The 22,637-nt window shown below is 72.5% G+C and carries 19 protein-coding genes and 1 pseudogene; 9 read left to right on the top strand and 11 right to left on the bottom strand.

Features of this window, described 5'->3' with window-relative positions:
- Positions 1 to 533: 533 nt before the first annotated feature.
- Both GOBS_RS07155 and GOBS_RS27210 read right to left on the bottom strand, forming a co-directional pair.
- Positions 534 to 1,193 (bottom strand): hypothetical protein, encoded by a 660-nt coding sequence (locus GOBS_RS07155; protein WP_166487320.1) that lies wholly within the window; start codon positions 1,191 to 1,193, stop codon positions 534 to 536.
- A complete protein-coding gene (locus GOBS_RS27210) occupies positions 1,174 to 2,817 on the bottom strand; it encodes a hypothetical protein (RefSeq protein WP_012947624.1) in 1,644 nt (547 codons plus the stop codon). The genes GOBS_RS07155 and GOBS_RS27210 overlap by 20 nt, the downstream gene beginning before the upstream one ends.
- A gap of 815 nt (positions 2,818 to 3,632) precedes the next feature.
- Between GOBS_RS27210 and mobF the strand changes: the two genes are divergently transcribed.
- Both mobF and GOBS_RS07145 read left to right on the top strand, forming a co-directional pair.
- Entirely contained in the window at positions 3,633 to 7,292 is a 3,660-nt protein-coding gene (gene mobF / locus GOBS_RS07150) for a MobF family relaxase (RefSeq protein WP_041241377.1), read from the top strand.
- Positions 7,293 to 7,602: 310 nt separating this feature from the next.
- Positions 7,603 to 7,836: a helix-turn-helix transcriptional regulator gene (locus GOBS_RS07145; protein WP_012947622.1), complete on the top strand. Its 234-nt coding sequence runs from the start codon at positions 7,603 to 7,605 to the stop codon at positions 7,834 to 7,836.
- Between the two features lie 33 nt (positions 7,837 to 7,869).
- Here GOBS_RS07145 and GOBS_RS07140 read toward each other — a convergent pair whose 3' ends face one another.
- The 5 genes from GOBS_RS07140 to GOBS_RS07120 all read right to left on the bottom strand — a co-directional run bounded on the left by GOBS_RS07140 (position 7,870) and on the right by GOBS_RS07120 (position 14,333).
- Positions 7,870 to 8,985: a site-specific integrase gene (locus GOBS_RS07140; protein ID WP_012947621.1), complete on the bottom strand. Its 1,116-nt coding sequence runs from the start codon at positions 8,983 to 8,985 to the stop codon at positions 7,870 to 7,872.
- A gap of 648 nt (positions 8,986 to 9,633) precedes the next feature.
- Positions 9,634 to 10,683 carry an alcohol dehydrogenase catalytic domain-containing protein gene (locus GOBS_RS07135; protein ID WP_012947620.1) on the bottom strand — a complete coding sequence of 350 codons (1,050 nt, stop codon included), beginning with the start codon at positions 10,681 to 10,683 and terminating at the stop codon, positions 9,634 to 9,636.
- Between the two features lie 39 nt (positions 10,684 to 10,722).
- Complete coding sequence (locus tag GOBS_RS07130; protein ID WP_012947619.1) at positions 10,723 to 12,009, bottom strand: four-carbon acid sugar kinase family protein; 1,287 nt, start codon at positions 12,007 to 12,009, stop codon at positions 10,723 to 10,725.
- Positions 12,009 to 13,271 carry a RuBisCO large subunit C-terminal-like domain-containing protein gene (locus tag GOBS_RS07125; RefSeq protein ID WP_012947618.1) on the bottom strand — a complete coding sequence of 421 codons (1,263 nt, stop codon included), beginning with the start codon at positions 13,269 to 13,271 and terminating at the stop codon, positions 12,009 to 12,011. The genes GOBS_RS07130 and GOBS_RS07125 overlap by 1 nt, the downstream gene beginning before the upstream one ends.
- Before the next feature lie 39 nt (positions 13,272 to 13,310).
- Positions 13,311 to 14,333 carry a 2-keto-3-deoxygluconate permease gene (locus GOBS_RS07120; protein ID WP_012947617.1) on the bottom strand — a complete coding sequence of 341 codons (1,023 nt, stop codon included), beginning with the start codon at positions 14,331 to 14,333 and terminating at the stop codon, positions 13,311 to 13,313.
- A gap of 159 nt (positions 14,334 to 14,492) precedes the next feature.
- Here GOBS_RS07120 and GOBS_RS07115 point away from each other — a divergent pair, with 159 nt between their 5' ends.
- Positions 14,493 to 15,365 carry a GntR family transcriptional regulator gene (locus GOBS_RS07115; protein WP_012947616.1) on the top strand — a complete coding sequence of 291 codons (873 nt, stop codon included), beginning with the start codon at positions 14,493 to 14,495 and terminating at the stop codon, positions 15,363 to 15,365.
- A gap of 19 nt (positions 15,366 to 15,384) precedes the next feature.
- Complete coding sequence (otnC, locus tag GOBS_RS07110; protein WP_012947615.1) at positions 15,385 to 16,011, top strand: 3-oxo-tetronate 4-phosphate decarboxylase; 627 nt, start codon at positions 15,385 to 15,387, stop codon at positions 16,009 to 16,011.
- A 265-nt stretch (positions 16,012 to 16,276) separates the two neighbouring features.
- Here otnC and GOBS_RS27205 read toward each other — a convergent pair whose 3' ends face one another.
- Complete coding sequence (locus GOBS_RS27205) at positions 16,277 to 16,438, bottom strand: glycine betaine ABC transporter substrate-binding protein (protein WP_243697662.1); 162 nt, start codon at positions 16,436 to 16,438, stop codon at positions 16,277 to 16,279.
- Between GOBS_RS27205 and GOBS_RS27200 the strand changes: the two genes are divergently transcribed.
- From GOBS_RS27200 to GOBS_RS07090, 5 genes and pseudogenes are all read left to right on the top strand, one after another.
- Complete coding sequence (locus GOBS_RS27200) at positions 16,431 to 16,625, top strand: hypothetical protein (RefSeq protein ID WP_166487319.1); 195 nt, start codon at positions 16,431 to 16,433, stop codon at positions 16,623 to 16,625. The two genes, GOBS_RS27205 and GOBS_RS27200, sit on opposite strands and share 8 nt — an antisense overlap.
- Positions 16,626 to 17,120: 495 nt before the next feature.
- Positions 17,121 to 17,498, top strand: a pseudogene (locus GOBS_RS28630) (lysylphosphatidylglycerol synthase transmembrane domain-containing protein); the annotation flags it as partial.
- Between the two features lie 148 nt (positions 17,499 to 17,646).
- On the top strand, positions 17,647 to 18,297 hold the full coding sequence (locus tag GOBS_RS07100; RefSeq protein ID WP_012947612.1) for a phosphatase PAP2 family protein: 651 nt from the start codon (positions 17,647 to 17,649) through the stop codon (positions 18,295 to 18,297).
- A gap of 103 nt (positions 18,298 to 18,400) precedes the next feature.
- Positions 18,401 to 19,228, top strand: a complete 828-nt coding sequence (locus GOBS_RS07095; RefSeq protein ID WP_012947611.1) for an AraC family transcriptional regulator — start codon at positions 18,401 to 18,403, stop codon at positions 19,226 to 19,228.
- Complete coding sequence (locus GOBS_RS07090) at positions 19,225 to 19,638, top strand: VOC family protein (RefSeq protein WP_012947610.1); 414 nt, start codon at positions 19,225 to 19,227, stop codon at positions 19,636 to 19,638. The genes GOBS_RS07095 and GOBS_RS07090 overlap by 4 nt, the downstream gene beginning before the upstream one ends.
- Here the strand turns inward: GOBS_RS07090 and GOBS_RS07085 are convergent.
- The 3 genes from GOBS_RS07085 to GOBS_RS07075 form a co-directional block, all read right to left on the bottom strand.
- Positions 19,623 to 20,339, bottom strand: coding sequence for a hypothetical protein (locus GOBS_RS07085; protein ID WP_012947609.1), 717 nt, complete (start codon positions 20,337 to 20,339; stop codon positions 19,623 to 19,625). The two genes, GOBS_RS07090 and GOBS_RS07085, sit on opposite strands and share 16 nt — an antisense overlap.
- The gene (locus GOBS_RS29255) at positions 20,336 to 20,533 is read right to left on the bottom strand and encodes a hypothetical protein (protein WP_041241375.1); all 198 of its coding nucleotides are present in this window, start codon (positions 20,531 to 20,533) and stop codon (positions 20,336 to 20,338) included. Before GOBS_RS29255 ends, GOBS_RS07085 begins: the two co-directional genes overlap by 4 nt.
- Positions 20,534 to 20,780: 247 nt before the next feature.
- Positions 20,781 to 22,625 carry a potassium channel family protein gene (locus GOBS_RS07075; protein WP_012947608.1) on the bottom strand — a complete coding sequence of 615 codons (1,845 nt, stop codon included), beginning with the start codon at positions 22,623 to 22,625 and terminating at the stop codon, positions 20,781 to 20,783.
- Positions 22,626 to 22,637 lie beyond the last annotated feature (12 nt).

Here is a 22,637-nt window from a genome sequence, read left to right as displayed (position 1 = left end):
TCGTGCGCACATACTGCGGACTTCGTGCGGACCGTGAGCGTTTGACCGGCTCCCCGGGCCGATGCCCGGAGGCTGGTCAGTCATTCGGGTCTGCCGGGGTCGCACGTCTCTGACGCGTCGGCCGCATTACAGCGGCTGGTGGTTGGGGCGCAAGCACAGCAGCAACGCCGGCGGACTGGCCAGACCCGTGGATAAGCGCAGCGTCCCCGCGGCTGGTCTGCTTAGCCCGGCTGGTCAGGTGTGATCTACCTCTGCGGGCGGCCACCTAATGTCGTGGGAAACCCGCGCGCCAGGGCGAAATAGCCCGGACAGCCCTCTGCGGTCCTCCCGCCTGCGGTCGTCAGCTGCCCCTCCGGACCAAGGGCTTGCGCCGTGACGTCGCGATGCCCAAAGCCGAGCGCGTATGGGACGACATCACCTCACCGCAGAAACCTGACATCGCAGTCGCCTGTGACGAGGACTTTGAGATGTGAGGCCTTGCCGGTCGGTGCGGAGATTTCGCATAGTTGCGTTGTGAGGGCTGCGAACCTTGATTAACCCAGGCCGAGACCCTTGAGAATGCCCTCAATTACTTGGGCGAGTACTCCTGATTCGGACAACCTCTTCAAACGGCCTTCACCACGGTCTACTATGTACTCGTCGAGGTAGCGATCGATGGCTTTCAGGCGGCTTTTCCAGTCGCCTTCCGAGTTCATGCGGCAGGCGCTCAGTAATGCCGAGAAGAAGCGTGCCAAGGTGTCGTCGTCGACGACATGCGCGTTATCGCCAAGATTTAGGTCTCGAAGCGAAATTAGTAGAGAGTCTTGGCGGCTCCATGGGTCAAGGGAGACGAGCACCAAAGGAAACCTGTCCAAAGGGAGGCCAAGTGCGTTGGCGAATCCGTAGACGCCATCAGCGTCGAGGGTCCAAGACGACGCGGCGTGCAGGTAGCGGAGCTCACGCGGTGAGTCGCCGCCTTCGAGGGGAGCACGCACGGCATTGTCGAGATGCCAACCCAAGATGGTGAAAGACGTGTATGGCCCGCTCATGTGATCGAGCATTATGCCGTTCTGTGTGACAAAACGCCATGTCTGCTGGTCGAGTTCCGTCGCAGCTCCGCAAAAGAGTACCGCAAAAGCCTGCGGATCATACTGTTGCTTCTGAGTAAGCCACAGTGACGTTAGGCTGGTGACGTCAATGTTCTGGATCGGCATCTGGAAACTCCACTGCATTCGCGTTCACATCGGGGTAAGCGACGAGATCCTGTGGTGCCACAATAGCTCTAGCTATCTCCTCCCAGAAATTCTGCCATCGCGAGGGGGTGTACTCCGCGCCAGTGAAGGCCCGAGCAAATCGCAAGACTGGTAGCACGTTGCGATAGTCCCCCCAAAAGAACTGCTCGCCGCTCGAATTGAGGTCGACGTCGAAATCGCGAGTGAACGAGGGAAACTTACGCTCCCACTCTGATATCAGTACGGGATGGACTATCGTAGGACCCGGCACCTGCTGGCTACGGAGGAGCACGAATCCCCAAGTCTCGCGCCAAACGACCGCATGGTTCAGGAGTCGACCGCGTGCTCTCTCCAAAATCATGGCTGCCATCGATAACCCCGAATCCTGTCCGGCGGTATAAATTACGACGGGGCGACCACCGGACCATGTCGCTAGGTCCTCAAGGATGGCTTCCGATTCCGCAGCGACGCTGGAGGGACCGGAGTATCTCTGTACGGGGAGTATTCCCAGCCCCATCGCGCAGACGGTAGCGCCGCGGCCTGGGTCCACCAGGTCCAAAACTGCGCTCAGGTCGTCAATCCGCGTGAACGCCTCCAGGGAAACGTTCGAGTCAGGCTTGAAGAGCTGCAGGCGAGCTGACCGCGGCGGAACGGAGAACCGCCCATCGGCATTCTCTTGCACTTGCTCGAAGTCGAAAACATTCCGGTCGACAAGGATAAAGTCGCAACCCCGGTGCAGACCTGCGGCCAGATCCGCCGACGTCAGCGTTTTTGCTCCATGCGCAGCGGGCGAGATTGCATTCTCATAGGTCATGCCGACGACAATCTCCGCGTCGTGCCCCTCAGGGATGCCGAAGGAGCGGAGAATATCCCACGCCTTGACGCGCAGGTCTCGCCATTCTGGGAGTGGATGAAACGCGATTTCAACCAAGGGCTCGGGCTTCTCGGGAACGAGCCGCAAAGAGCCCGGGCTTCCCTCCTCGAGATTCCCTCGATAACGGCGGTGCGCCCCTGCCCACTGCACGCGGTAGGCGGCGGGACTCTCCCTCAGTCTTGACACTATCAGGTGAAGCCTGTCGTTGGGTGACTGCTGCGGGTTCTGCAAGTACTTCTCGAGGTTGCCAATCTCCTGAAGATGCTGGGGCACCCAGTCCAGCAACACGGTGGTTTCAAGGGCGCGGCAGGCGATCGCCCGCGCTGCGCGGTATCTCACCAAGTGAGGCAGCGATCTCGGAAATAAGCCGTCGAAAAGCTCGAAGCCCTGGCGGTATAAGTCAGGCAACCTGAGGCGGGCGTCGACGAGCGCGTCCTCGGGTAGTTCGAGAAGGCCGCAATAGGTCGCGGTTGCCTCTTGAACGAACCGTGAGGCCCGGAACAACAGCTCTCTGCACCGGTATAAATCGGGATTGGGTGGGTCCCATGGGGCTTCCAATCGCGACTCGATTATCTGTTGCACGTAGCCGAATGGGGTAGCCGATGCGAGCAGGTGGTGTGTGGCCTCGTGATTGATAAGCTGCGCCAGTTCTGACGGATCATCGGCCACCGATTGACTCACGAAGGTGGTACCATTCAAGTTATACCAGCCAAGGACCCTTTCGTCGCGCACATCTTCTCCAAAGCTGAATTGCCAGTGCCGTCGTATGCACTGCGGAATGGGCAGGGCATCTCCAAGGGTGCACACTACTGACTCGGCCGACGCGCTGCCAGTTCGTGGGCCGAGCCGCCAACCTCACCAGGCTCTATGGTGGAGAACGAGAACGTCACCGAGCCGGGCTGGTTGATTGGGCTGGGCGGGACTGAGGTAGAGAGTCTGTCTATGCCGTGCGGGGTGTTTCGTCGACGGATCGAGGGCGCGCGACTTACCGCAGGGGCGGATACTAAGGGGGGCTGCAACGTCAAAATCCGCGGACAGCGGCGACCCCGGGGCACCAACTACAGTCTACCCGTCCCACCAGACGAACGTCAGCCGACAACATGGCAGGACTGCGTGCGTGCCCCTGGGCTGCCGTCTCGCAAGACCCGCCCGGTGAGCCGTCCCGCACGGGGAGGACAACCGGGACCTGCTCGTGGTCGGGAGATCTGCGTCGACCGCCGGCCGCTCAGCATCTAAGCCATTGGTCTCGTAGCGGACCGCTGCGTGACCGCGAACCGGTGCCATCGCGCAGCCAAATGCCACTACTAGAAGCCAACTAGTCGTCGATCGCATGCATCAACAATCGCCATACGCGTCCAACGAGCTAGACGCACGACGACTTGATTACCATAGCGCTCAACTCTTACCGCTCACATCCAGGCCTTTACTGAAGAACGGCACGCATGCTACCAATAGAGGTAGTCCGGGCCCCGCTGTGCGGGGCCCACTGCCGTTTTTAGGGGTGACCTGTTGGTCATTATTGGGTGGCGTTGACAATGCACGGCGGAATGAAAATCTACGCCGGTGCTCCGGCGGCGGCCCGCCACTACGTGGAGGCCGGCCGGGGCCGGGCCGATGACTACTACCTGACCGAAGGGGCCGGCCTTGCGCGCCGCTACACCGCCGGCGACGGCCGGGTGACCGAGCTAGACGTGCTGGCCGGGGACGGCTACGAGGCGTGGGTGGCCGGTCTGGACCCCGACACGGGGGCGGCCCGGGGACGGCTGCGGACCGACGAGCGGGCGGTGCGGTTCGTCGAGGTGGTGATCAACGGCCCCAAGTCCTGGTCGCTGGCCGCCGCCCTGCATCCCGACATCGCCGCCGCCTACGACGCCGCGCAGGACCGCGCCGCGGTCCAGATCATCGGCTGGCTCGGCGAGCACGCAACCACCCGCGTCGGTCCGCGTGGTGGCCAGGTGCAGGTACCGGTCGAGCGTCTGGAGGCGGTGACGGTGCGGCACTACACCTCCCGCGCCGGGGATCCGCACCGGCACCTGCACCTGCAGATGAGCGCCCGAGTGCTCGCCGCCGGGCGCTGGCGGGGGCTGCACACCGTCGGGGTGCGCGACTTCCTCGCCGCGATCAACGGGATCGGGCACGCCGCGGTGGCCTGCGACCCGCAGTTCCGGGCCGCGCTGGCCGCGCACGGCTACACCCTCGACGGCACGGGAGACCTACCGGAGCTGGCCGACTATGTGGGGGCCTTCAGCGCCCGGGCGGCCCAGATCGGCCGCAACCTGGACCGCTACGAACGCCAGTGGACCATCGAGCACCCCGGCCAGACACCAGGACCGGGCCTGCGGCGGGCCTGGGACAGGCGGGCGTGGGCCGAGGGCCGCCCGGACAAGGTCACCCCCCAGCCCGGTGCCGACCTCACCGCCCGGTGGGTGGCCGAGCTGGCCGCCCTGGGCCACCGCGACCCCGAGCGACCCGTCGCCCTGACCCCCACGCCGATCGGCGGGGTGGACCGGGACGGTGCGGTCGAGCGGGTGCTGTCCCGGCTGGCGGCCGGCCGCTCGGCGTGGAACGCCGCCGACGTCCGCGGGGAAATCGAGCAGCTGCTCGCCGCGTCCGGCGTCGTCGTCGACGCCGGCGTGCGCATCGAGTTGGCCGAGGACCTCACCGCCCGTGCCATGGCCCGGTGCGTGCTGCTGCTGGACCGGGACGGAGCCGTCGTCCCGGAGCACATCCGGGCGTGGACCGCCCAGCCGGTACTGGACGTCGAGGCCGATCTGACCGACCGGCTCGCCGCCCGCAGTACTCCGGCACCAGCCGACCGGCGGCGAGAGCACGAGCCGGAGTTGCTGGCTGTAGTGCGCGGGCGGCTGGATACCGGGCAAGCGGCGGCTGTCACCGCGCTGGCCAGTGACCGATCCCTGATAGTGCTCGAGGGGGCAGCGGGTGCGGGCAAGACCACCACCCTGGCCGCAGCCCGGCAGCTGCTCGAGGCGCGGGGACGCCGGCTGCTGGTCGTCACCCCGACGCTTAAGGCAGCCAAGGTCGCCGCCGCCGAGGTCGGCACCGCCGCCGGGTCGGCGGCATGGCTGGCCTTCCAGCACGGCTGGCGGTGGAACCGCGACGGTGTCTGGGCCCGGTTGGCCGTCGGTGACGCCGACCCGCGCACCGGTGCCGTCTACACCGGGCCGGAGCGGGAGGCGGGCCTCACCTCCGGGGATCTGTTGGTGGTCGATGAGGCCGGGATGCTCGACCAGGACACCGCCCGCGCGCTGTTGACCGTCGCCGACGAGGCCGGAGCTCGGCTGGCGCTGCTGGGTGACCGGCACCAGCTGGCCGCGGTCGGCCGCGGCGGCGTGCTGGACCTGGCCGCCGGGCGGGTCGACCCGATGGCCCACCTGGTGCTCGACGGGATCCACCGCTTCACCTGCACCGACCAAGACCGCCACACGAGCCCGGACACCGAGTACGCCGAGCTGACCTTGGCCATGCGCACCGGCGCCGATCCGGGCGCGGTGTTCGACGCCCTCGCCGCCCGCGGCCGGATCCGCCTGCACCCTGACCCGGCAGCACTCCAGGAGACGCTGGCCACGCTCGTCGCCGCACACCACCGCGACGGCGAGCCGATGGCCGTGGTGGTCGACACCCGCGAGCAGGCCGCCGAGCTGGGCGCCGCCATCCGAGACCGGCTGGTCGCCGACGGCCGCGTCGACGACACCCGGGTCGCGATCAGCGGGGCAGGGCAGCGCATCGGCGTCGGGGACCGGATCGCCACCCGCCGCAACGACCGCGACCTCGGGGTGGCCAACCGCGACACTTGGACCGTCACCGCCATCGGCTCCCACGACGAGCTGGTCGTCCGCTGCGGAGACCCCGTCCCGACCGACAGGGCTGCTGCAGACGTCACCCCGTCAACGGTGGACGGTGTCACCCCGGCGCAAGCAGGACAGCGGGTGCTGCCCACCGAGTACGTCACCGCCCATGTGGAGCTGGCCTACGTCAGCACCGCGCACGGCGTGCAGGGTGACACCGTTCCCGCCGCACATCTGGTGGTCGGCGAGCACACCGGGGCAGCGGCGGCCTATGTCGGGATGACCCGCGGCCGCACGGCCAACACCGCCCACCTCGTCGCTGAGCACCTGGCCGAGGCGCGCGAGCAGTGGGTTGCCGCCTTCGGCCGGGACCGAGCCGACCTCGGTCCCGGCCACGCCGCGCAGCTCGCCGCCGTCGAGGCGGCCCGCTACGCCACTCCGCGCGTGGTGGAGCAGGTGCTGGCCGACCTGCAGCAGGTGTGGACGGTCGAGCAGCGCAGCCTCGAGCGGCTGGCCGTCCTGCAGCCCTGGTGCGACGTGCTGCGCCAGGCCGTGGCGCTGGAGGCCCCTCACGTTGGCGAGCTGGCCCGGCTGGAGGCCGAGCACCGGCAGGCGAGCCTGGCCGCCCACCAGGCAACGCAGCGGGTGCAGGCCGCCGGTGCCGCCCTCGCTGCGGAGGCGGACCGGATCCGCGGCGGCCTGCTCGCCGCCTGGGACGCCGAGCGCGGCGCTGCCCGCGCCGCACCTCGGGTGGTGCTCGATGGGCCCGGCTGGTGGGGACTCAAGCGCGAACCGGTCACCCGTGCCGGTGAGCAACTGGCCGGGTGGGCCGGCCGGTGGCGCTCGCACCTGCCTGGACTGCCCACCGAGCCGGAGCAGCTCGCGCGGGAGGCCGACCGGGGCGACGACCGGCCCGCGCTGTGGCGGTCGTTCGACACGGTCGCCCGCCGGGCGGCCGAACAGCAGCATCCCGAGCTCGCGGGGCTACACGCCGCCGCCGAAGCCGCCCGGCGAGCCGGCGAGCAGGCCCAGGCCGCCCTGACTGACGCCCACCGTCGGCGCGCGGACCGGCTCGACCCGCTCGGGCCGACCGCCTGGGCACCCGACCCGGCGGGGCGGCTGACCGTCCTCGAGCGATCCGTCACCACCACCCGGCATGAACTGGCCGCCGCCCGGGCCCGCATCGCCGACCTGCAGGCCGACCCGGCCCTGCTGGGCCAGCCGCGCGACCGGCTCACCGCAGCCCGCGACGCCTGGCGCGCGCGCTACGACGCCGACCGCCAGCAGCGCCGAGTCGCCACACGGGGGCCGGCCGCCTTTCCGGCGGGTGTCCCGCGGCCCGAGTCCGAGCGCTACGGGCCACGGGCGGCGCGGGATGTCACCCCGAGCCTGGGGCGGTGAGCTGGACGGGTCATCACCGGGGCGGCTGTCGACCACGTGAGCGTGATTGCAGGAAAACTGAAGAACCCGCCGACTCCGGCGGGTCACCGCCGCGGCCAGCCTTTCGGACGTCGTGATCCGGCGCCCATCCCGGGCGCAGGGCGAAGGCTCCAGGCGCTCCCACCCCCGGGGCCGGACGCTGCGGAGAGAGGGACAGGAGAAGAACAGGAGGTCGACAGAAGAAGTTGGTTGTGGGCTGTCAGCAACGGCCACGAAACGGCGCCTTCTGGGGTGGACAGCCGCCCCGACCCGTCGAGCCTCGGAGACAGCCATGACCGACCACACCCCCGGCTCCGCTCACACCGCCGAGCCCACGTCACAGCTGCTCACCATCGCCGAAGCAGCCGAGCTGCTGCGCGCCCCGGTCGCCACGCTGCGGTACTGGCGGCACCTGGGCACCGGCCCGCACAGCTTCCGGCTCGGCCGCCGGGTCGTCTACCGCCGCGACGACCTCCAGTCCTGGATCGACGCCCGCCGCGATCGCGGCATACCCGCCGGGGCCTGACGCCTCGCCGGTCACCCGTGCTCGGGTGAGCGCTCAAGCCAGTTGCTCGAGGACCTGAGCCGCTCCGGTGGCCCGCCTCCTGCGGCCGTAGTAGACGTCCTGCGTGACGGACGGCTTGGCGTGCCCCAGCTGGTCGGCCGCGCTCCTGGCGGACAACCCCGCCTCGTCCATGAGCGTGGCGACGGTCTTGCGGAAGGCGTGGGAGGTGACGCCCGGCATCCCCATTGCATGGAACGCCTCGCGAAGGGCCCGGCGGGTGTTGTTCGGGTCGCGCAGCTTGCGGCTGCGCGGCGCGGGGAAGACCGGTCCGCTCGACGGCCCGCGCCGCCGCAGGAGCGCGACACACCAGCTCGGCAGCTCCAGCACCCGCTCCCCCGCCATCGACTTCGGCTGGCTGACGACCAGGCCCTGACCCTTGACCCGCAGCACCGTCCCCGTGACCGTGACGGTGTCGGCATCGAGGTCCACGTCCGGCCAGCTGACTGCACAGGCCTCGCCGATGCGGAGACCGGTGGCGACCATGAACGCCACGAGGTCCGGCATATCCCGCTCGCGAGCCGTCGCGTCCTCGCTCAGCCATGCCCGCACCGACCTGACCTCGTCCGCGGTCAGCGCCCGCGGCGCCCGCCGGGTCTGGCTGGGGATGCGCGCCACGTCCCGGCAGGGGTTGGCCTTCAGGGCGTCGTGGCGGCAGGCCAGGCCGCACATGCCGCTGATCACCGATTTGGTCATCTTCGCCAGCGCCGGGCCGTGCGACGCCCGCACGGCCGCCAGGTGACGATCGAGCAACCCGACGCTGAGCTCACGCACCCGCACGCTGCCCAGTGCCGGGAGGACCTGCCGATCGAGCCGGTCACGGTAGGCCTGCATCGTCGACGGGCTCTTGCCCTCGAGCTCGCTGAACCACTTCGCCGCGAGGTCGGCGACCTTGGTGTCCGGAGTGATCTCGTGGCCCGTTCCCGGACGTCCCCGATCTCGCAGCGCCACAGCGAGGGCCCGCTCCGCCGCCCCCTTGGTCTTGGCCTGCCGTTGCACCTGCCGGGTGGCCCCGTCCCAGTCCCGGTACAGACACACCGCCCGGTACCCGGCCGGATCCGGGTAGACGCGGACCCGGCCGTGGGTGCCGAGCTCCAGATGGGGTCTGGCCACGATGCCCCCGCTCGGAGTCGTGATCGCGCCGGGGCGGCACCGTCCGGCGAGGCCACACTTTACTCGCCGGGGCCATGCTTTACTCATCGTTTACTCGCCAGGATCGGCCAGCTTCGATCAACGAGCCCCAACCTCGAGAACCGACAAATACCGCATCTGAACTGCAGGTTTCCGGTGACCGCCAACAATAGCCAGCAGTGATCAACTCGTGCGACCCTTAATCAGCGGGTTCGGGGTTCGAGTCCCTGATGGCGCACCTCCCCCACTTCCTCGCCGTCCGACCTGCAGTTGTCGGCTCGACGGGCACGCCTCTGGCGACGGCCATCGCGCCAGGCCGTCGCCAAACCATGGAAGGCGCCGCCTACTCGGCAGCGCACCGCCGGGACCCTGCGGACGCGCAACCCGCGAGGACCCGCGGTCCTGCGACCGCTTCGGGAACGGCGGCCCCCTGCCGGTCCCCACCCGCCCCTCGGGGCGCCGGCCGCGGCGGTCGCCGGAGATGTGGAGAGCAGCCCAGGGGTCTGGGGCGAGCACGGGACCATCGAGTTCTCGACGCCTCGGGGCGTGACGCCCACCCGCGCCGGCGGGTCGGCCGGGATCGGGGCGAACGGGGCCGGGCCGGCGGGGTGCCGACCCGACCCCGGCGGATCACCGTCGGTTCACACCCGGGACCAGCAGCACCTTCCCTGCATCGCCGGTGAGCAGTTCGACCGCGACCTCCGCCTCGTCGAGGGACAGGCGGTGGGTGATCAGCCAGTCGAGGTCGATGCGACCCGACTGCAGCAGGAGCAGCAACTGCTCCCAGGTGTCCCAGAGCCGGCGGCCGAAGATCCCCCGGAGGGTGACGCCCTTCTTGTTCACGAACGCCGCGATGTCGATCGCGGCCGGCTCGCTCGGGTGTCCGACCGTCACCAGCGTGGCCTCCCGCCGCAGCGCCTCCAGCAGCGGCGGCAGCACCCCGCGCACGCCGGAGACCTCGAACGCGACATCGAAGCCGCCGCGCCGGCCGGCCAGGTCGCGGCACACGCCGACGACGTCGTCCGACGGGGCGAGCACCCGGGCGCCGATCGACTCCGCCTGCTTCCGGCGGAACTGGTTGGGTTCCACGGCGACGACGGCCGCGGCTCCCAGGGCGAGGGCGATCTGTGCGATGACCAGACCCACGGGTCCGCAGCCGTTGACCAGGACGTACTGCCCGGCCACGGCGTATCCAGACCGCTGGACGGCGTGCATGGCCACCCCGGCCGACTCCAGCAGGGCGCCGGTCTCGAGCGACACCGACTCGGGCAGCGGCACGCAGATGCCCGCGGGGACGGCGACGCGTTCGGCGAAGACGCCGTCGATGTGCATACCGAGGATGCCGGTCCGCTCGCAGGTGTGCGCGCTGCCGGTCCGGCACGGGTAGCACCGGCCACAGATGAGGTGGCTCTCCAGCGCGACCCGGTCGCCGGGGGTCACGTTCTCGACGCCCGCGCCCACGGCGAGCACCGTGCCGGAGCCCTCGTGGCCGAGGACCACCGGCGGGGTGAGGTTGAACGCCTGCGCCGAGGGCGTCCACTCGTAGAGCTCCCGGTCGGTGCCGCACAACGAGGCGGCGGCGACCTCGAGCAGCACCTGCCCCGGGCCGGCGACGGGCTCGGCCCAGTCCTCGCGGACCTTGATCCCGCGCTCGGCGGCGTGCTTGACGACGGCCTTCATGGTGTTCTCCTGATCGATCGGTGGGGTGTCCCGCGCGGCTCAGACGAGGCCGGCGAAGCGGCGGAACAGGTCGGGGGGGCCGACCTGACCGCCCTTGAGCAGCACGCGGCAGCCGGCGACGGCCGCCGCGTCATCGGTGGTGCAGATGGGTCCGGCGGTGACGAACTGCTCGTTGACCCGTAGCTCGCCGACCCCCATGGCCAGCAGGGCGTGGCTGGAGGTGTCGCCGCCGCAGACGACGACGTCCCGGGTCAGTCCCCGGCGGGCCAGGTCGCCGGCGAGCCGGCCGATGGTCCCGCCCACCGCGGCGGCGGTGGGGGAGCCGGCGCTCAGCCGGGGGTCGTCGGGACCCCGCGTGGTGTGGGCGACGACGTTCCGGCCGGCCCGGAGTGCCGCCTCGACGGCGGCCGACCACGGCCTCCCAGTGACGTCGCCGGCGAAGTCCCCGGCCGGGATCGGGACGTCGACCCAGCCGTGCCCGACCGCGTCGGCGATCTGGCCGGCGGTCGTGGTTGACGCGGACGCCGACACGACGAGCGTCGGGCCACGGGAGGCGGTGGGAGCCGGCGGCCTGCGGGGGGCGCCGCCACGGAGGCGGGCCAGCGCGGCCATGATGCCTCCGGAACCGACGACGAGCGCCGGTCCGGCGGGACGCGGGTCCCGGAGCAGGGCCTTGGCGACGGTGTCCATCTGCGCCTCGTCCACGGCGTCCACGACGAAGGCCTCGGTGTCGGCCGCCTCGCGCAGTTGCGCCCACCGGTCGTCGAAGGTGCCGTCGGCGTGGGCCGGCAGCTGCAGGCCCGGGACGGGGCGCCGGCTCGCGAGCTGTTCGGCCAGGACCAGCCGCAGGTCGGCCTCGTGCATCGGCGTGGACGGGTGGCGGGCCATCACGGGGTGCCGGTCCAGCCGGTACACCTCGCCTGCGTAGGCGCCGAAGTGCTGGCTGAAGGCGGTGTAGCGACCGAAGCCGGGCTGCGCGGGGACGACGGGCACCGGTCCGTGTCCGGGGAACCGCTCGTGCAGGAGCTCGATCCCCCGCCCGATGCTGCCGACGGTGGGCGAGGAGTCGAACGTGGAGCAGACCTTGTAGAGCAGCACGGACAGGTCCAGGGACGCCAGCGGGGCGAGGCCGGACCGCACCGCCTCGTCGAGTGCGTCGCCGGCCAGCGAGCGGGCCGGTCCGGCGATGCCCACGACGTCGGCGTCGTCCGGCGTCGACCGTCCGGGGTCGAGGACCAGCATGGCGTCGAGCCCCTGGGCGTGCGCCTGCGCGAGGACGTCGCTGGCGCCGGTCAGGTCGTCGGCGAGGAACCCGATGTCGGCCATCAGGCACCTGCCGGGAACGTCTGCAGCGCGTGTGCCAGGGCGGAGTCGCCACGAGCCGCGTGCTCCGCGGCCGCGTCCGCCAACGGGCTCCCACTCACCGCCGCGATCCACGCCTGGCGCAGGCTGCGGACACCGGCGGCCGGCCCGTCCGGGTGGGCGGCAATCCCACCGCCGGCCAGCATGAGCAGGTCGGTCGACCCCACCGCCGCGAACGTCGGACCCGGCGTGTGCACGTTCTGCCCGGACGACAGCGTCGGGAGCGGGGCGGTCGTGGTCCCCAGCGGCGCCTGCAGGCTGCGGATGTTCGCCGCGACCTGCTCGTCCCGCTCGTAGAACTTGCTGCCCAGCCCGCTGGCGTGGACGTGGTCGGCGCCGGCCAGGCGGGCCAGCTGCTGCCAGACCGTGAAGTCCACCCCCAAGGCGGGGGAGCGCATCGAGGCGGCCAGTCCGGCCCGGTGGCCGTGGATGGGCACCTGGGCGAACCCGCGCAGCCACGCGAGCGCCGGCAGGCCCATGACCGGGACGTTGAGCATCACGCAGTTCCCGCCCGCCTCGACCACCAGGTCATGACGGCGCTGGAGGCCGGCGAGGTCCCCGGTGATGTTGAAGGCGTACATCGTCCGGTGCCCGGTGACCTGCTCGGCGTCGGCGATCTCCTCCAGCGCGACACGGACGCGGGTCTCCAGGGGGAGGTACGCCGGATCGGTCATCAGCTCGTCGTCCTTGATGAGGTCGATCGAGGCGCGGGCCAGTTCGCGCACCACGCCGCGGAACTCCTCCTCCACCAGGCCGACGTTCGGCTTGACGATCGTGCCGATCAGCACGCCGTCCGGCACGCCCATGAGCTTGCGGGTGCCCGCCACGCCGAAGGCGGGGCCTGGGTGGGCCGCGACGAACTCGTCGGGCAGCCCGATCGACTGCAGCCGGCAGGCGTACAGCTCGACGAGCTCGAAGAGGTTGCCGGCGACCGCGGTGAGCAGGGTCGCGATGTCGGTACCGATGTTCACCATCGGGAACTCGACGACGACCTCGGCCGCGGTCACCCGCTCCGGCCGGCGCCTCGACGGCAGGGAGGGCGCGCACTCGCCCAGCTCGCGGATCGCCACGACCTCGGCCGCATGGCGCTCGCGGATCCGGTCGGACTCTCCGGGGACGGCGATGAAGGTCCCGCTGGACTGCTCGCCGGCGAGGGCGGCCGCGGCCCGTGCGACGTCGACGGCCTCGATGTAGTAGGTGCAGCGGATACGGCGGGGGTCACGCATGTCGGGGTCCTCGGGTCGGTGCGGGCGGGGATGGCGCGGTCACGCGTGGTGGGGTTTCGGCGGGACCACGGGCAGGGGCACGGGCTCGAGTGCCCCCGCCCGCTTCATGATCCAGGCCGCGACGGTGGGAGCCAGCAGGGCCGTGACGAGGACGGCCGTGGCGGCCTGGGCGGACGCGGAGGCGACGAAGGGCGCGAAGTTGGGGTCCGCGGCGGCGACGGCGGCGGGAACGGCCACCGCGTTGCCGGCCGTGGTGCCCGCCGCGAAGCCGATGCCGCTCTCGCGGCCCCGGCGGAGCAGGAACCGGTAGCCGAGGTAGGTGAGCCCGCCGGTGAGGACGACGACGCCGACACCCAGGACGGCACCGGCGGCACCCCCGGTGAGGACGGTCCGCAGGTCGATGCCGGTGCCCACCGCGAAGGACATGAACGGGATGACCACGTTCGGCACGGCGTCCAGGACCTTGGTCCACTCGCGGTCCACCGCGCCGATGAACAGGCCGATGAGGAAGGGCACCAGCGCGGCGACCAGCGCCAGGAGGGGGATGTCGGCCAGGCCCGAGGCGCCCAGGAACACGAGGGCGAGGAAGGGGCCGTCGTCGAAGGCGCTGGCGACGTAGGCGCCGCGGTCCCGTTCGTCCCCGTACTCGCCGGCGAAGGCGAGCCACATGGCGCCGTTGCTGTTCCCGAAGATGGCGATCAGCCCGAGGATCGAGACGCCGAGGATCCCGTCGACACCGACCGTGAGTCCGAGGACCACGCACAGCGTGATGGGGATGAGGGTCTTGGCGAGGAGGACGACCAGCGTCGTCCCGGCGGCGCCCTTGCCGTTGTGCGTGCCGGTGATGGACGCCCCGGTGGCCAGGACCAGCAAGGCGATGAGGGCGAGGGCGCCCTCCTTGAACAGGGCGGTGGTGAAGCCCCCGATCCCGAGTGCGTCCGGCGCGAAGGTGTTCATGAGAACGCCGAGCGTCAGCGGGATGAGCATCAGGCCGCCCGGGACCCGGCGCATCGCCTCGAACATGGGGAACTTGGACGGGCTCGTCCTCAGGACATCGCTCACGGTGACCTCCATCGACCGGACAATCTGTCCGTACAATTTGTCCGTACGAAGGTAAGGTGATGCGCGCCACGTCGTCAACCCCCTGTGTCGGACAGGGCACGATGCTGGGAGGGACGGCGGCCGGTGCGTCGCCGCGGCGCTCAACGGGAGGAGGGCGGGATGTCCGTCGAGGGGTCCATGGCGTCCGAGGTCACAGACGACGTCCCGCCGCCGCTGGAGCTCGGCCGCGCCGCCGGTGCGCCCCTGTACGCGCAGATCCGCGATGCGCTCCGGCACCAGATCGACAGCCACTCGCTGCCGCCCGGAGCACCGCTGCCGACCGAGGAGGCCCTGCAGGCGCGCTACGGCGTCTCGCGGAGCGTGGTCCGGCAGGCGCTGGGCGACCTCGCCGACCTCGGACTGATCGTCCGTCAACGCGGCCGCGGCAGCGTCGTGGCACCACGCCCCGAGCACCGGCGGCGCGCGGACCGAGCCGGCGGCCTCCGCCAGCAGGTCGAGGCCAGTGGCCACCACCTCCGCACCGAGATCGTCGAGCTGGCGGTCGACGAGGCGCCGTCCGCTGCCGCCGCCGCGCTCGGGGTGACCGACACCTGGCGCCTCGAGCGGATCCGGCGGGTCGAGGACGAGCCGCTGGTGTTCATGCGCACGTGGTTGCCGAGGGAACTCTTCCCGCACCTGTCGGCCGAGGACCTCGACGGCGGCTCCCTGCACGACTGGATGCGGGCGCGCGGCGTCGAGCCGCAGGGCGGCCCGCGCCAGTTGCAGGCGGTGCCCGCGGACGAGGCCGTGGCTGCCCACCTGGACCTGGGCGTCGGTGTGCCGGTCCTGCTGCTGCAGGGGGTGACCCGGGACGAGTACGGGCGCGGGCTCGAGTGGTTCACCGCCTGGCACCGGCCGGACACCGTGTTCGACGTGGACGCCCACGTCCGGCCCCGTTCGCCCGGGGCGGGCGGCGGCGAGGAGCTCGGACGGGTGCGCGAACTGGTGCAGGAGCTGGCCCTGCTGCTCGGTACGCAGTCCCCGCAGGCCTGAGGAGACGAGGGGCGAGCACGTGGCGGACCATCCGGAGCTGCGCGGGCAGGTGGTCGCGCTGGGCGCGTCGCTGTTCGCCCGCGGACTCACGGCCGGGCGCACGGGCAACCTGAGCGTCCGCGTACCCGGCGGGTTCCTGGTGACCCCGACCGGGGCGAGTCTCGGGCAGCTGTCGACCGACCAGCTCAGCCTCGTCGACCTGCAGGGGGACCACCTCGACGGGCCACGGCCCTCCAAGGAGGCGTTCCTGCACGCAGCCGTCTACCGGGCCCGGCCGCAGGACTCCGCGGTGGTGCACACCCACAGCACCCACGCGGCCGCCGTGTCCTGCCTGGCCGACGTGGACCCGCACGACGTGCTGCCGGCCCTGACGGCCTACTACGTCATGCGAGTGGGCCGGCTGCCGCTGTTGCCGTACCACGCTCCGGGCGACCGCTCGCTCGAGGAGCTGGCGGAACGGACGGCCCGCACGTCGCACGCCATGCTGCTGGCCAACCACGGGCCGGTCGTCTCTGCCGCCGACCTCGCGTCGGCCGCCGATGCCGTCGAGGAACTCGAGGAGACCGCCCGCATCCACCTGCTCCTGTACGGACGGCGGACGCGGCCGCTGACGCCCGAGCAGGTCACGGCGCTCCGGCGGAACTGAGGCAGCGGGTCAGCACCCCATCAGCTGGTCGCGGACGTCGAGTGCTGCGACCACGGCCCGATCCTGCGGACGGCCGCGACCCGGCACTCGGTGGCACGGGGCTGCACATCGTGGCTCACCCCACGATCGACCGCGGCTGGCTCGTCGCCGGCGACCGCAAGCACGTCTGGGCTCGTCCGTGTACCACCTGAGGGCCTGTGGCTGCTCCCGTTCGCGGTGGTCGGCAACGTGCTCGGGGTGACCGCCGCGGGTTCACACAGGGCTGTCAACCGCCGTCCCACCACCGTGCGGCGGCCTCCGCGGGCGTCAGGCCGTCGAGCTCCACGGCGCGGTTGAGCTCGACGAGCGCCTCGGTGGTCAGCCGGGCGCTGACCGCGTCGAACGCCGGCTCGAGACCCTCCCAGCGCTCCAGGACGTCGGTGCGCACCAGGTTCCACGTGTTCGACGGCGGGTGCCTCGCGATGTCCTTCCGGCTCTCCGGCGACTACCGCGCCGAGCCGCTGGCGGTGGCCACCGAGAGCATCGACGTGGTGCGCCGCGCGGACGTGGCGGCGCACGTGCACGAGGACAGCGGCGGCCGCCTGCACCTCGACGCCCCGGCGGTGGAGCCGTGACCGCCGTCGAACCGGTCACCGGGCACCGCGGGCTCCGGTGGCGCCGGTCGCTGGGGTCGCTGCTCTCGGTGGCTCTCGTCGTCGCCGTCCTCGCCTGGTTCCTGCCGCAGTTCACCAGCCTGTCCGACGTCTGGGCCTCGGTCCGGGGCATGACGGCCGTGGAGGTCGTCGTCCTCCTGCTGGCCGCCGGCTGGAACCTCGCCACCTACCAGTTCGTGGTGGTCGCGACGATGCCGGGGCTGACCCTGCGGCAGGCGACGGTGTCCGGCCTGACCACGACGGCGGTCTCCAACACGGTGGTCGGCGGAGCGGCCCTCGCCCTGGGGCTGACCTACGCGATGAACTCCTCGTGGGGCTTCTCCCGGTCCCGCACGTCGGTGTCCCTGCTCGTCTCGGGGCTGTGGAACAACGTCGTCAAGCTCGGGACGCCGGTGCTCGCGCTGACCCTGCTGGCCTTCTCCGCCCCGCCGACCGCCGACCGCCGGCCTGGCCGGCGTGGCGGGGCTGGCCGGCGCCGTCGGAGTCCTCGGCCTGCTGCTGCACAGCCGGGACACCGCCGCCCGGATCGGAACGGTCGCCGGCCGGGCCGCCTCGGCGGTGCTGCGGCTGCTGCACCGTCCGCCGGTGCACGGCTGGGAGCGGGCCACGAGCAGGTTCCGCGACCGGACGGCGCTGCTGCTGCACGCCCGCTGGCCCGGCATCACGCTGGCCACCGTCGTCAGCCACCTCTCGCTGTTCCTCGTCCTCCTGCTCGCGCTGCGGTTCCTCGGGGTGAGCGGGAGCCAGGTCGGCTGGGCCGAGGCGCTGGCTGTGTTCGCCTTCGCCCGGCTGCTGACCGCCGTCCCGTTCACCCCCGGCGGGCTCGGCGTGGTCGAGCTGGCGCTGATCACCGGGCTGTCCGCGGCCGGCGGCGCCCGGGCCTCGGTCGCCGCGGCGGAACCGGTCGTGGCGACGCGCACTCAACTCCGCGCCGCGCACGGATCTGGTCCCGGAGACGGTGTGACGTGGGGCGGCCCGCCTGATGCTGGTGGACTCGCGGCGCGCCCTGCTGGTCAGCGGCACCCTGCTCGCCGGTGCGGTGGTCCTCGGCCTGCTGGTGGCCCTGCCGGTGACGCGACCGGCCGTGCAGGCGGGGGACGACGCGGTGTGGGACGTCGCCGGCGACGTCCGCAACGACCCGGCGACGGCGGTCGCCGTCGCGCTGTCCTGGCTGGGCAGCGGCGCCGTGAACTGGCCGCTGCGCGTGCCCGCGATCGCCCTGCTGGCCTGGCGGCGGCACTGGCTGCGGCTGGCCGCCTTCGCGCTGGCCGTGCTCAGCAGCGAGCTGCTGATCGGGCCGGTCAAGGCGGCCTACGACCGGGACCGCCCACCCGGCAGCCTGATCGAGACCTCGGCCGCGGCGTTCCCGTCGGGACACGCCGTCGCCGGTGCCGTGACCGCGGTCGGTCTCGTCCTGGTCCTCGCCCGGCCGGGGCCGAGCCGGTGGCGCTGGGAGGTGCGGGCGGTGGTGTTCGCCGGCCTCATGGCGCTCTCGCGGGTCTACCTGCGGGCGCACTGGCTCAGCGACACCGTCACCGGGGCCCTGCTCGGCGCGGGCCTGGCACTGGGGTGGCCGGCCCTGCTCATGGCGCTCCGCAACCGGATCGGCTCCCCGACTCCCCCGGCTCCGTGAGCGCCGCGGCCGCCCCGCACCGCCCGAGCGACTCCCGGCCGGCCCGTGTGGACGGCAGGATGGCGCCGTCCACCGGCCGGCGAGCGGGAGGAGGGCCCGGCCCGTGTCCCTCGTGCGCCACGCCGTCCCCGCACCGCTGCGCCCGTTCGTCGCGGCGGCGCACGGCTACCGCTCCCCCGCCCTCCCGACGGGGCTGCACCGGGGGCTGCCCTCCCGCCACCTCACGCTGGTCGTCGAGCTGGCCGCACCGCTGCGGGTCAGTGGCACCGGCCTCGCCGTGGCCGCGCACGCCGTGGTCGGCGGCCTGCACACGCGGGCGGCGCTGATCGACGCCACCCGTCCCCAGGAGGGCCTCCAGTACGCCCTCACCCCACTGGCCGCGAGCGCCCTCCTCGGGCTGCCCGCCGCCGAGCTCGCCGAGCGCACCGTCGACCTGGCCGACGTCCTCGGCCGGGCGGCGGACCGGCTCGTCGGCGACCTGGCGGCCGCCGACGGCTGGGCGGAGCGGTTCGCCCAGCTCGACGCCGCACTGCTCGACCGACTCTGCGGCGACGTCGCACCCGTACCGCCCGAGGTCCGCGAGGCCTGGCGGCTGGTGCACGGCAGCGCCGGCCGCTGCCGGGTCGAGGACCTGGCCGCGCACGTCGGGTGGAGCCGCCGGCACCTGAGCGAGCGGTTCCGGCTGGCCACCGGGCTGACGCCCAAGCAGGCGGCGCGGATCGCCCGGTTCGAGGCCACCCGCCGGCTGCTGCTGGACCCGCGGCGTCCGCCGCTGGCCGAGGTCGCCGTCCGGTGCGGCTACGCCGACCAGCCGCACCTGGCCCGGGAGTGGCGGGCCCTCGCCGGGTGCAGCGTGGGGACCTGGCTGCGCGAGGAGCTCCCGTTCGTCCAAGACAGCGCCCCGGCCGAGGCGGCACCCTCCCCGGCATGACTCCTCCGACCACCACCGCACCCGCACCCACCGTCTGGCCGAGCGTCGGCTTCACCGACGTCGACGCCGGGATCCGCTTCCTCACCGAGGGGCTCGGCTTCACCGTCACCGCCTGCTACCGCGACGAGGACGGCACCGTCGTGCACGCCGAGGCCCGCTGGCCGGACGGCGGCGGCGTCATGTTCGGCAGCCGCGGCAAGCCCGGCGACTGGGGCACCCTCGGGCCGCAGGGCGTCTACGTCGTCGCGGCCGAGCCGGCCACCGTCGACGCCGCCTGGGAGCGCGTCCGCGGCACGGCCGGGGTCGAGGTGCTGCAGGAGCTGCACGACACCGACTACGGCTCCCACGAGTTCGGCGTCCGCGACCCCGACGGCAACCTCTGGACGATGGGCACCTACCGCGGCGCCTGACCTGGTAGCGGCGAGGCCCGGACCACCAGCCAGACCAGAGCGGCCTGCCACAGGACGAAGCCGGCGAGCGCGACGAGCCAGCCCGCCGGGGTGATGCCGACGAGGACCGGGCGCGGGACGACCGCCACCGAGCACAGCGTCAGGACGCCGGCCAGCCACACGGCCAGCGCCGTCCAGCGGTACCGCGGTGCCGTGCTGGGGCGGACGGTGATGCCCAGGGACGACAGGTCCTCGGGCGGGTGCCGGCGCAGCATCCGCCGCCGCGACCGGTAGACCAGCACCCCGGGGTACCGCTCGGCCAGCACCCGCTCGCACCGGCGACGCCGGCGCGGGGAGAGGCGGGCCCGGCGGGGCAGGGTGACGGCCTGGACGCGCGCCGCAGCGGCGCGGAAGCCGGTGTCGCCGAGGACGATCCGGCCGCGGGCGGCGACCACCGCCGTCACGTCCCCCCAGCCGGTCCCCAGGCCGGTGCAGCTGGGGTGGTACCAGCCGTAGAGGCCGCAGCCGCACCCGCGCGCGGGCGGCGCGTGCCCGTCGTCGACCGCGCAGCGGGCCTGCTCGACCGGCCAGCTCCAGGGGCCTGCGGCGACGTGCACCGGTGGGCGCAGGCCGTCCTCGGCCAGGCGGAAGCGGCGGTAGCCCCGCAGCTCCCCGGTGACCAGGGCGGGCGGGTCCGCGGCGGGGTCGACCGGGAGGGTCACGCCGGTGCGGGCACCGGCGCAGGCGGTGCCGGTGCGGTCGGTGCCGGTGCGGGCACCGGGCTCGGCGCGGCCGGGGCCGGGTCGGCGACCGGCTCGAACTCGATCTCCCGGCGCTCGGGGCCGATGTCGCCGGCCACGCAGGGCTCGGCTGCCGGGACGGTCCGGGGTGTCAGCGGTGCGGTCGGCGTGTCCATCGACGGCTCCTCGCCCGTGCGGGTCGGCCCCTCAGGGGCTCCAGTGAAGCACCGGCCGCGCCGCCGGGGAGTCGTTCCCGGCACGGCTGCCGACCGGGTCCTGCACGTGGGGTGCGTGGACGGCGCCCGGGCCTCGAGAGAACGCACCTGTCGCTCTCCGTCGACGGGTGGCCGGCCACCTGCCGGGCGTGCCACCCCGCGGACGCGGTGCCCCGACGCCCCTCGGCGGAGGGACGTCGACCTCCCCTCAGACCGCCGTGGGCGTGGTGGGCCGGGGCCCGGTGTCCTCGCTCGCCGCCGCGGGGGTGCGGCTGACCCTGCGCCAGAGCCAGCTCGACGGGACCCGGCGGCCGGTCACCACGTACTCGCGGACGGCGTCCACCAGCAGGGTGACCCCCAGCGCCCGCCGGGCGGCCGGCCAGCCAGCGAGCAGGAGCTCGTCCCCGGCCGCCAGGACGTGATCGGAGTCCGGCGCCAGCGTGGCGTCGTCGCCACGCAGCAGGAGCAGCGGCACTGCGTGGAGGGGCTCGTCACGGTCCTCCGGGTTCCGCAGCAGGTCGCCGAGCCGCGCCTCCCCCGAGGCCAGCCAGGGCGTCAGGGCCGGGGCCTCCCGCTCGGTGAGCCGCACCTTCCACAGCGCCTGCAGGTGCTGCCCGCAGAGCGCGGTGAGCCGGTCGACCAGGGCCTCGGCCCAGGCGTCCCCGAGCGCCGGCATCACGCGGAGGAAGCGCCAGAGCAGCGGCGTCGAGAGCTGCGCGTACACCTCGTGCGCGATCTCCTCGGTCGGGACGAGGAGCGCGTCGAGCTCCATCGCGGCGAACAGCGGAGCGCTGGACGGCCGGTTCTGGCGAGCGGCGAGGAACAGATCGGGATTGACCCGGCGGGCGGTCTCCACCAGCGAGAGGTTGGTGATGTCGTTGTCGGTCCCCGCGACGAAACCCACGGCTTTCTCGAGCCCCACCGCCGCCAGCACATCGGCTTCGAAGCCCCCTGCGACGACGACGTCGTCCACGTCGTCGTGCGGGCTGGGGTCGATGACGGTCACGTCGATGCCCTCGGCACGCAGGTCCTCGGTCAGCTCCCGGCCGAGCCGGCCGTACCCGCACACCACCCAGCGGCCGTCGCGCGGTGGTGCGCCCCGCGGGGGCAAGGGGGCTCCGGGCCCGCTCTCCAGCCAGGTCAGCAGCTGGAAGGACGCCGGTGCCCGCAGCGCCAGCTGCACGTGGTCGCCGAACAGGTCGAAGGGGTTGACCACGCTGGGCGAGCCGAACACCCGCATGCGGTCGGCCATGACGCTGGTCGTCGCCCGCGCGATCACCGGGATGTCGGGACGCAGCAGTGCGGTCGTCATGACGACGGCGAGGTTGGCCTCGTCGTCGTCGGTGAGCGCCACGACCGCCTCGCAGCAGGGGTGGTCCAGCCCCGCGACCCCGAGGTGCCCGGGGTCCCGGGCGTCGGCGGCGAGCCCGGGGACGTCGCCGTGGTACGACTCGAGCTCCAGACCGTCGATCCGCTCGTCGTTCCGGTCGAGGACGACGACCCGGCGGCCCAGCGCGTCCATCGAGTGCCCGAGCAGCTCGCCGGCGCGGCCGTAGCCTGCGATCAGGACGAACGGCTCGGACAGCCGGGCCACCCTGCGGGTGAAGCGCTGCAGCGCCAGCGCCGAGCGGAACGCGCGGTCCTGCAGCAGGCCGAGCAGCGAGCCGATGGCGTAGGCCCAGCCGACCACCGTGAGGTAGATCGAGATGGTCAGCCACATCCGCTGGTTGTAGGTGAACGGGTACGGGATCTCCCCGAACCCGATCGTCGTCGCGGTGTAGCTCATGACGTAGATGGCGTCGAAGAAGCCCATGTCCCAGGGCCGGCCCTGGTCGTCCTGCCCGGGGATCAGGGTCAGGCCGAGGACGCTGACCGAGAAGATGGCGATCAGCACGATCAGGGGCGCCCGCATGCGCCGTAGGATCAGGAAGATCGTCTCGGACGCCCGGTTCGCCGACGCGGCGGCCGCCAGCAGCCGAGCGCGACGGGCCCGCCGCTCCTCCTCCTCGCGCTTGCTCCGGCGCGCCCAGAATGTCAGCAGGGGGTTGCCCATGGCGGCCTCCCG

This window comes from Geodermatophilus obscurus DSM 43160, from assembly GCF_000025345.1.
Taxonomy (GTDB): Bacteria; Actinomycetota; Actinomycetes; order Mycobacteriales; family Geodermatophilaceae; genus Geodermatophilus; species Geodermatophilus obscurus.
Note: the sequence above shows the minus strand (reverse complement) of the source record. Positions and strands in the feature narration are given on the sequence as shown.

Excerpts from the sequence above, each read along its gene's own strand:
- GOBS_RS07145 (WP_012947622.1), top strand. The coding sequence starts at position 7,603 with ATGACCGACCACACCCCCGGCTCCGCTCACACCGCCGAGCCCACGTCA.
- GOBS_RS07125 (WP_012947618.1), bottom strand. The coding sequence starts at position 13,271 with ATGCGTGACCCCCGCCGTATCCGCTGCACCTACTACATCGAGGCCGTC.
- GOBS_RS07090 (WP_012947610.1), top strand. The coding sequence starts at position 19,225 with ATGACTCCTCCGACCACCACCGCACCCGCACCCACCGTCTGGCCGAGC.
- GOBS_RS07115 (WP_012947616.1), top strand. The coding sequence starts at position 14,493 with ATGTCCGTCGAGGGGTCCATGGCGTCCGAGGTCACAGACGACGTCCCG.
- GOBS_RS07075 (WP_012947608.1), bottom strand. The coding sequence starts at position 22,625 with ATGGGCAACCCCCTGCTGACATTCTGGGCGCGCCGGAGCAAGCGCGAG.
- GOBS_RS07130 (WP_012947619.1), bottom strand. The coding sequence starts at position 12,009 with ATGGCCGACATCGGGTTCCTCGCCGACGACCTGACCGGCGCCAGCGAC.
- GOBS_RS07155 (WP_166487320.1), bottom strand. The coding sequence starts at position 1,193 with ATGCCGATCCAGAACATTGACGTCACCAGCCTAACGTCACTGTGGCTT.
- GOBS_RS07100 (WP_012947612.1), top strand. The coding sequence starts at position 17,647 with ATGCTGGTGGACTCGCGGCGCGCCCTGCTGGTCAGCGGCACCCTGCTC.
- mobF (WP_041241377.1), top strand. The coding sequence starts at position 3,633 with ATGAAAATCTACGCCGGTGCTCCGGCGGCGGCCCGCCACTACGTGGAG.
- GOBS_RS29255 (WP_041241375.1), bottom strand. The coding sequence starts at position 20,533 with ATGGACACGCCGACCGCACCGCTGACACCCCGGACCGTCCCGGCAGCC.
- GOBS_RS07135 (WP_012947620.1), bottom strand. The coding sequence starts at position 10,683 with ATGAAGGCCGTCGTCAAGCACGCCGCCGAGCGCGGGATCAAGGTCCGC.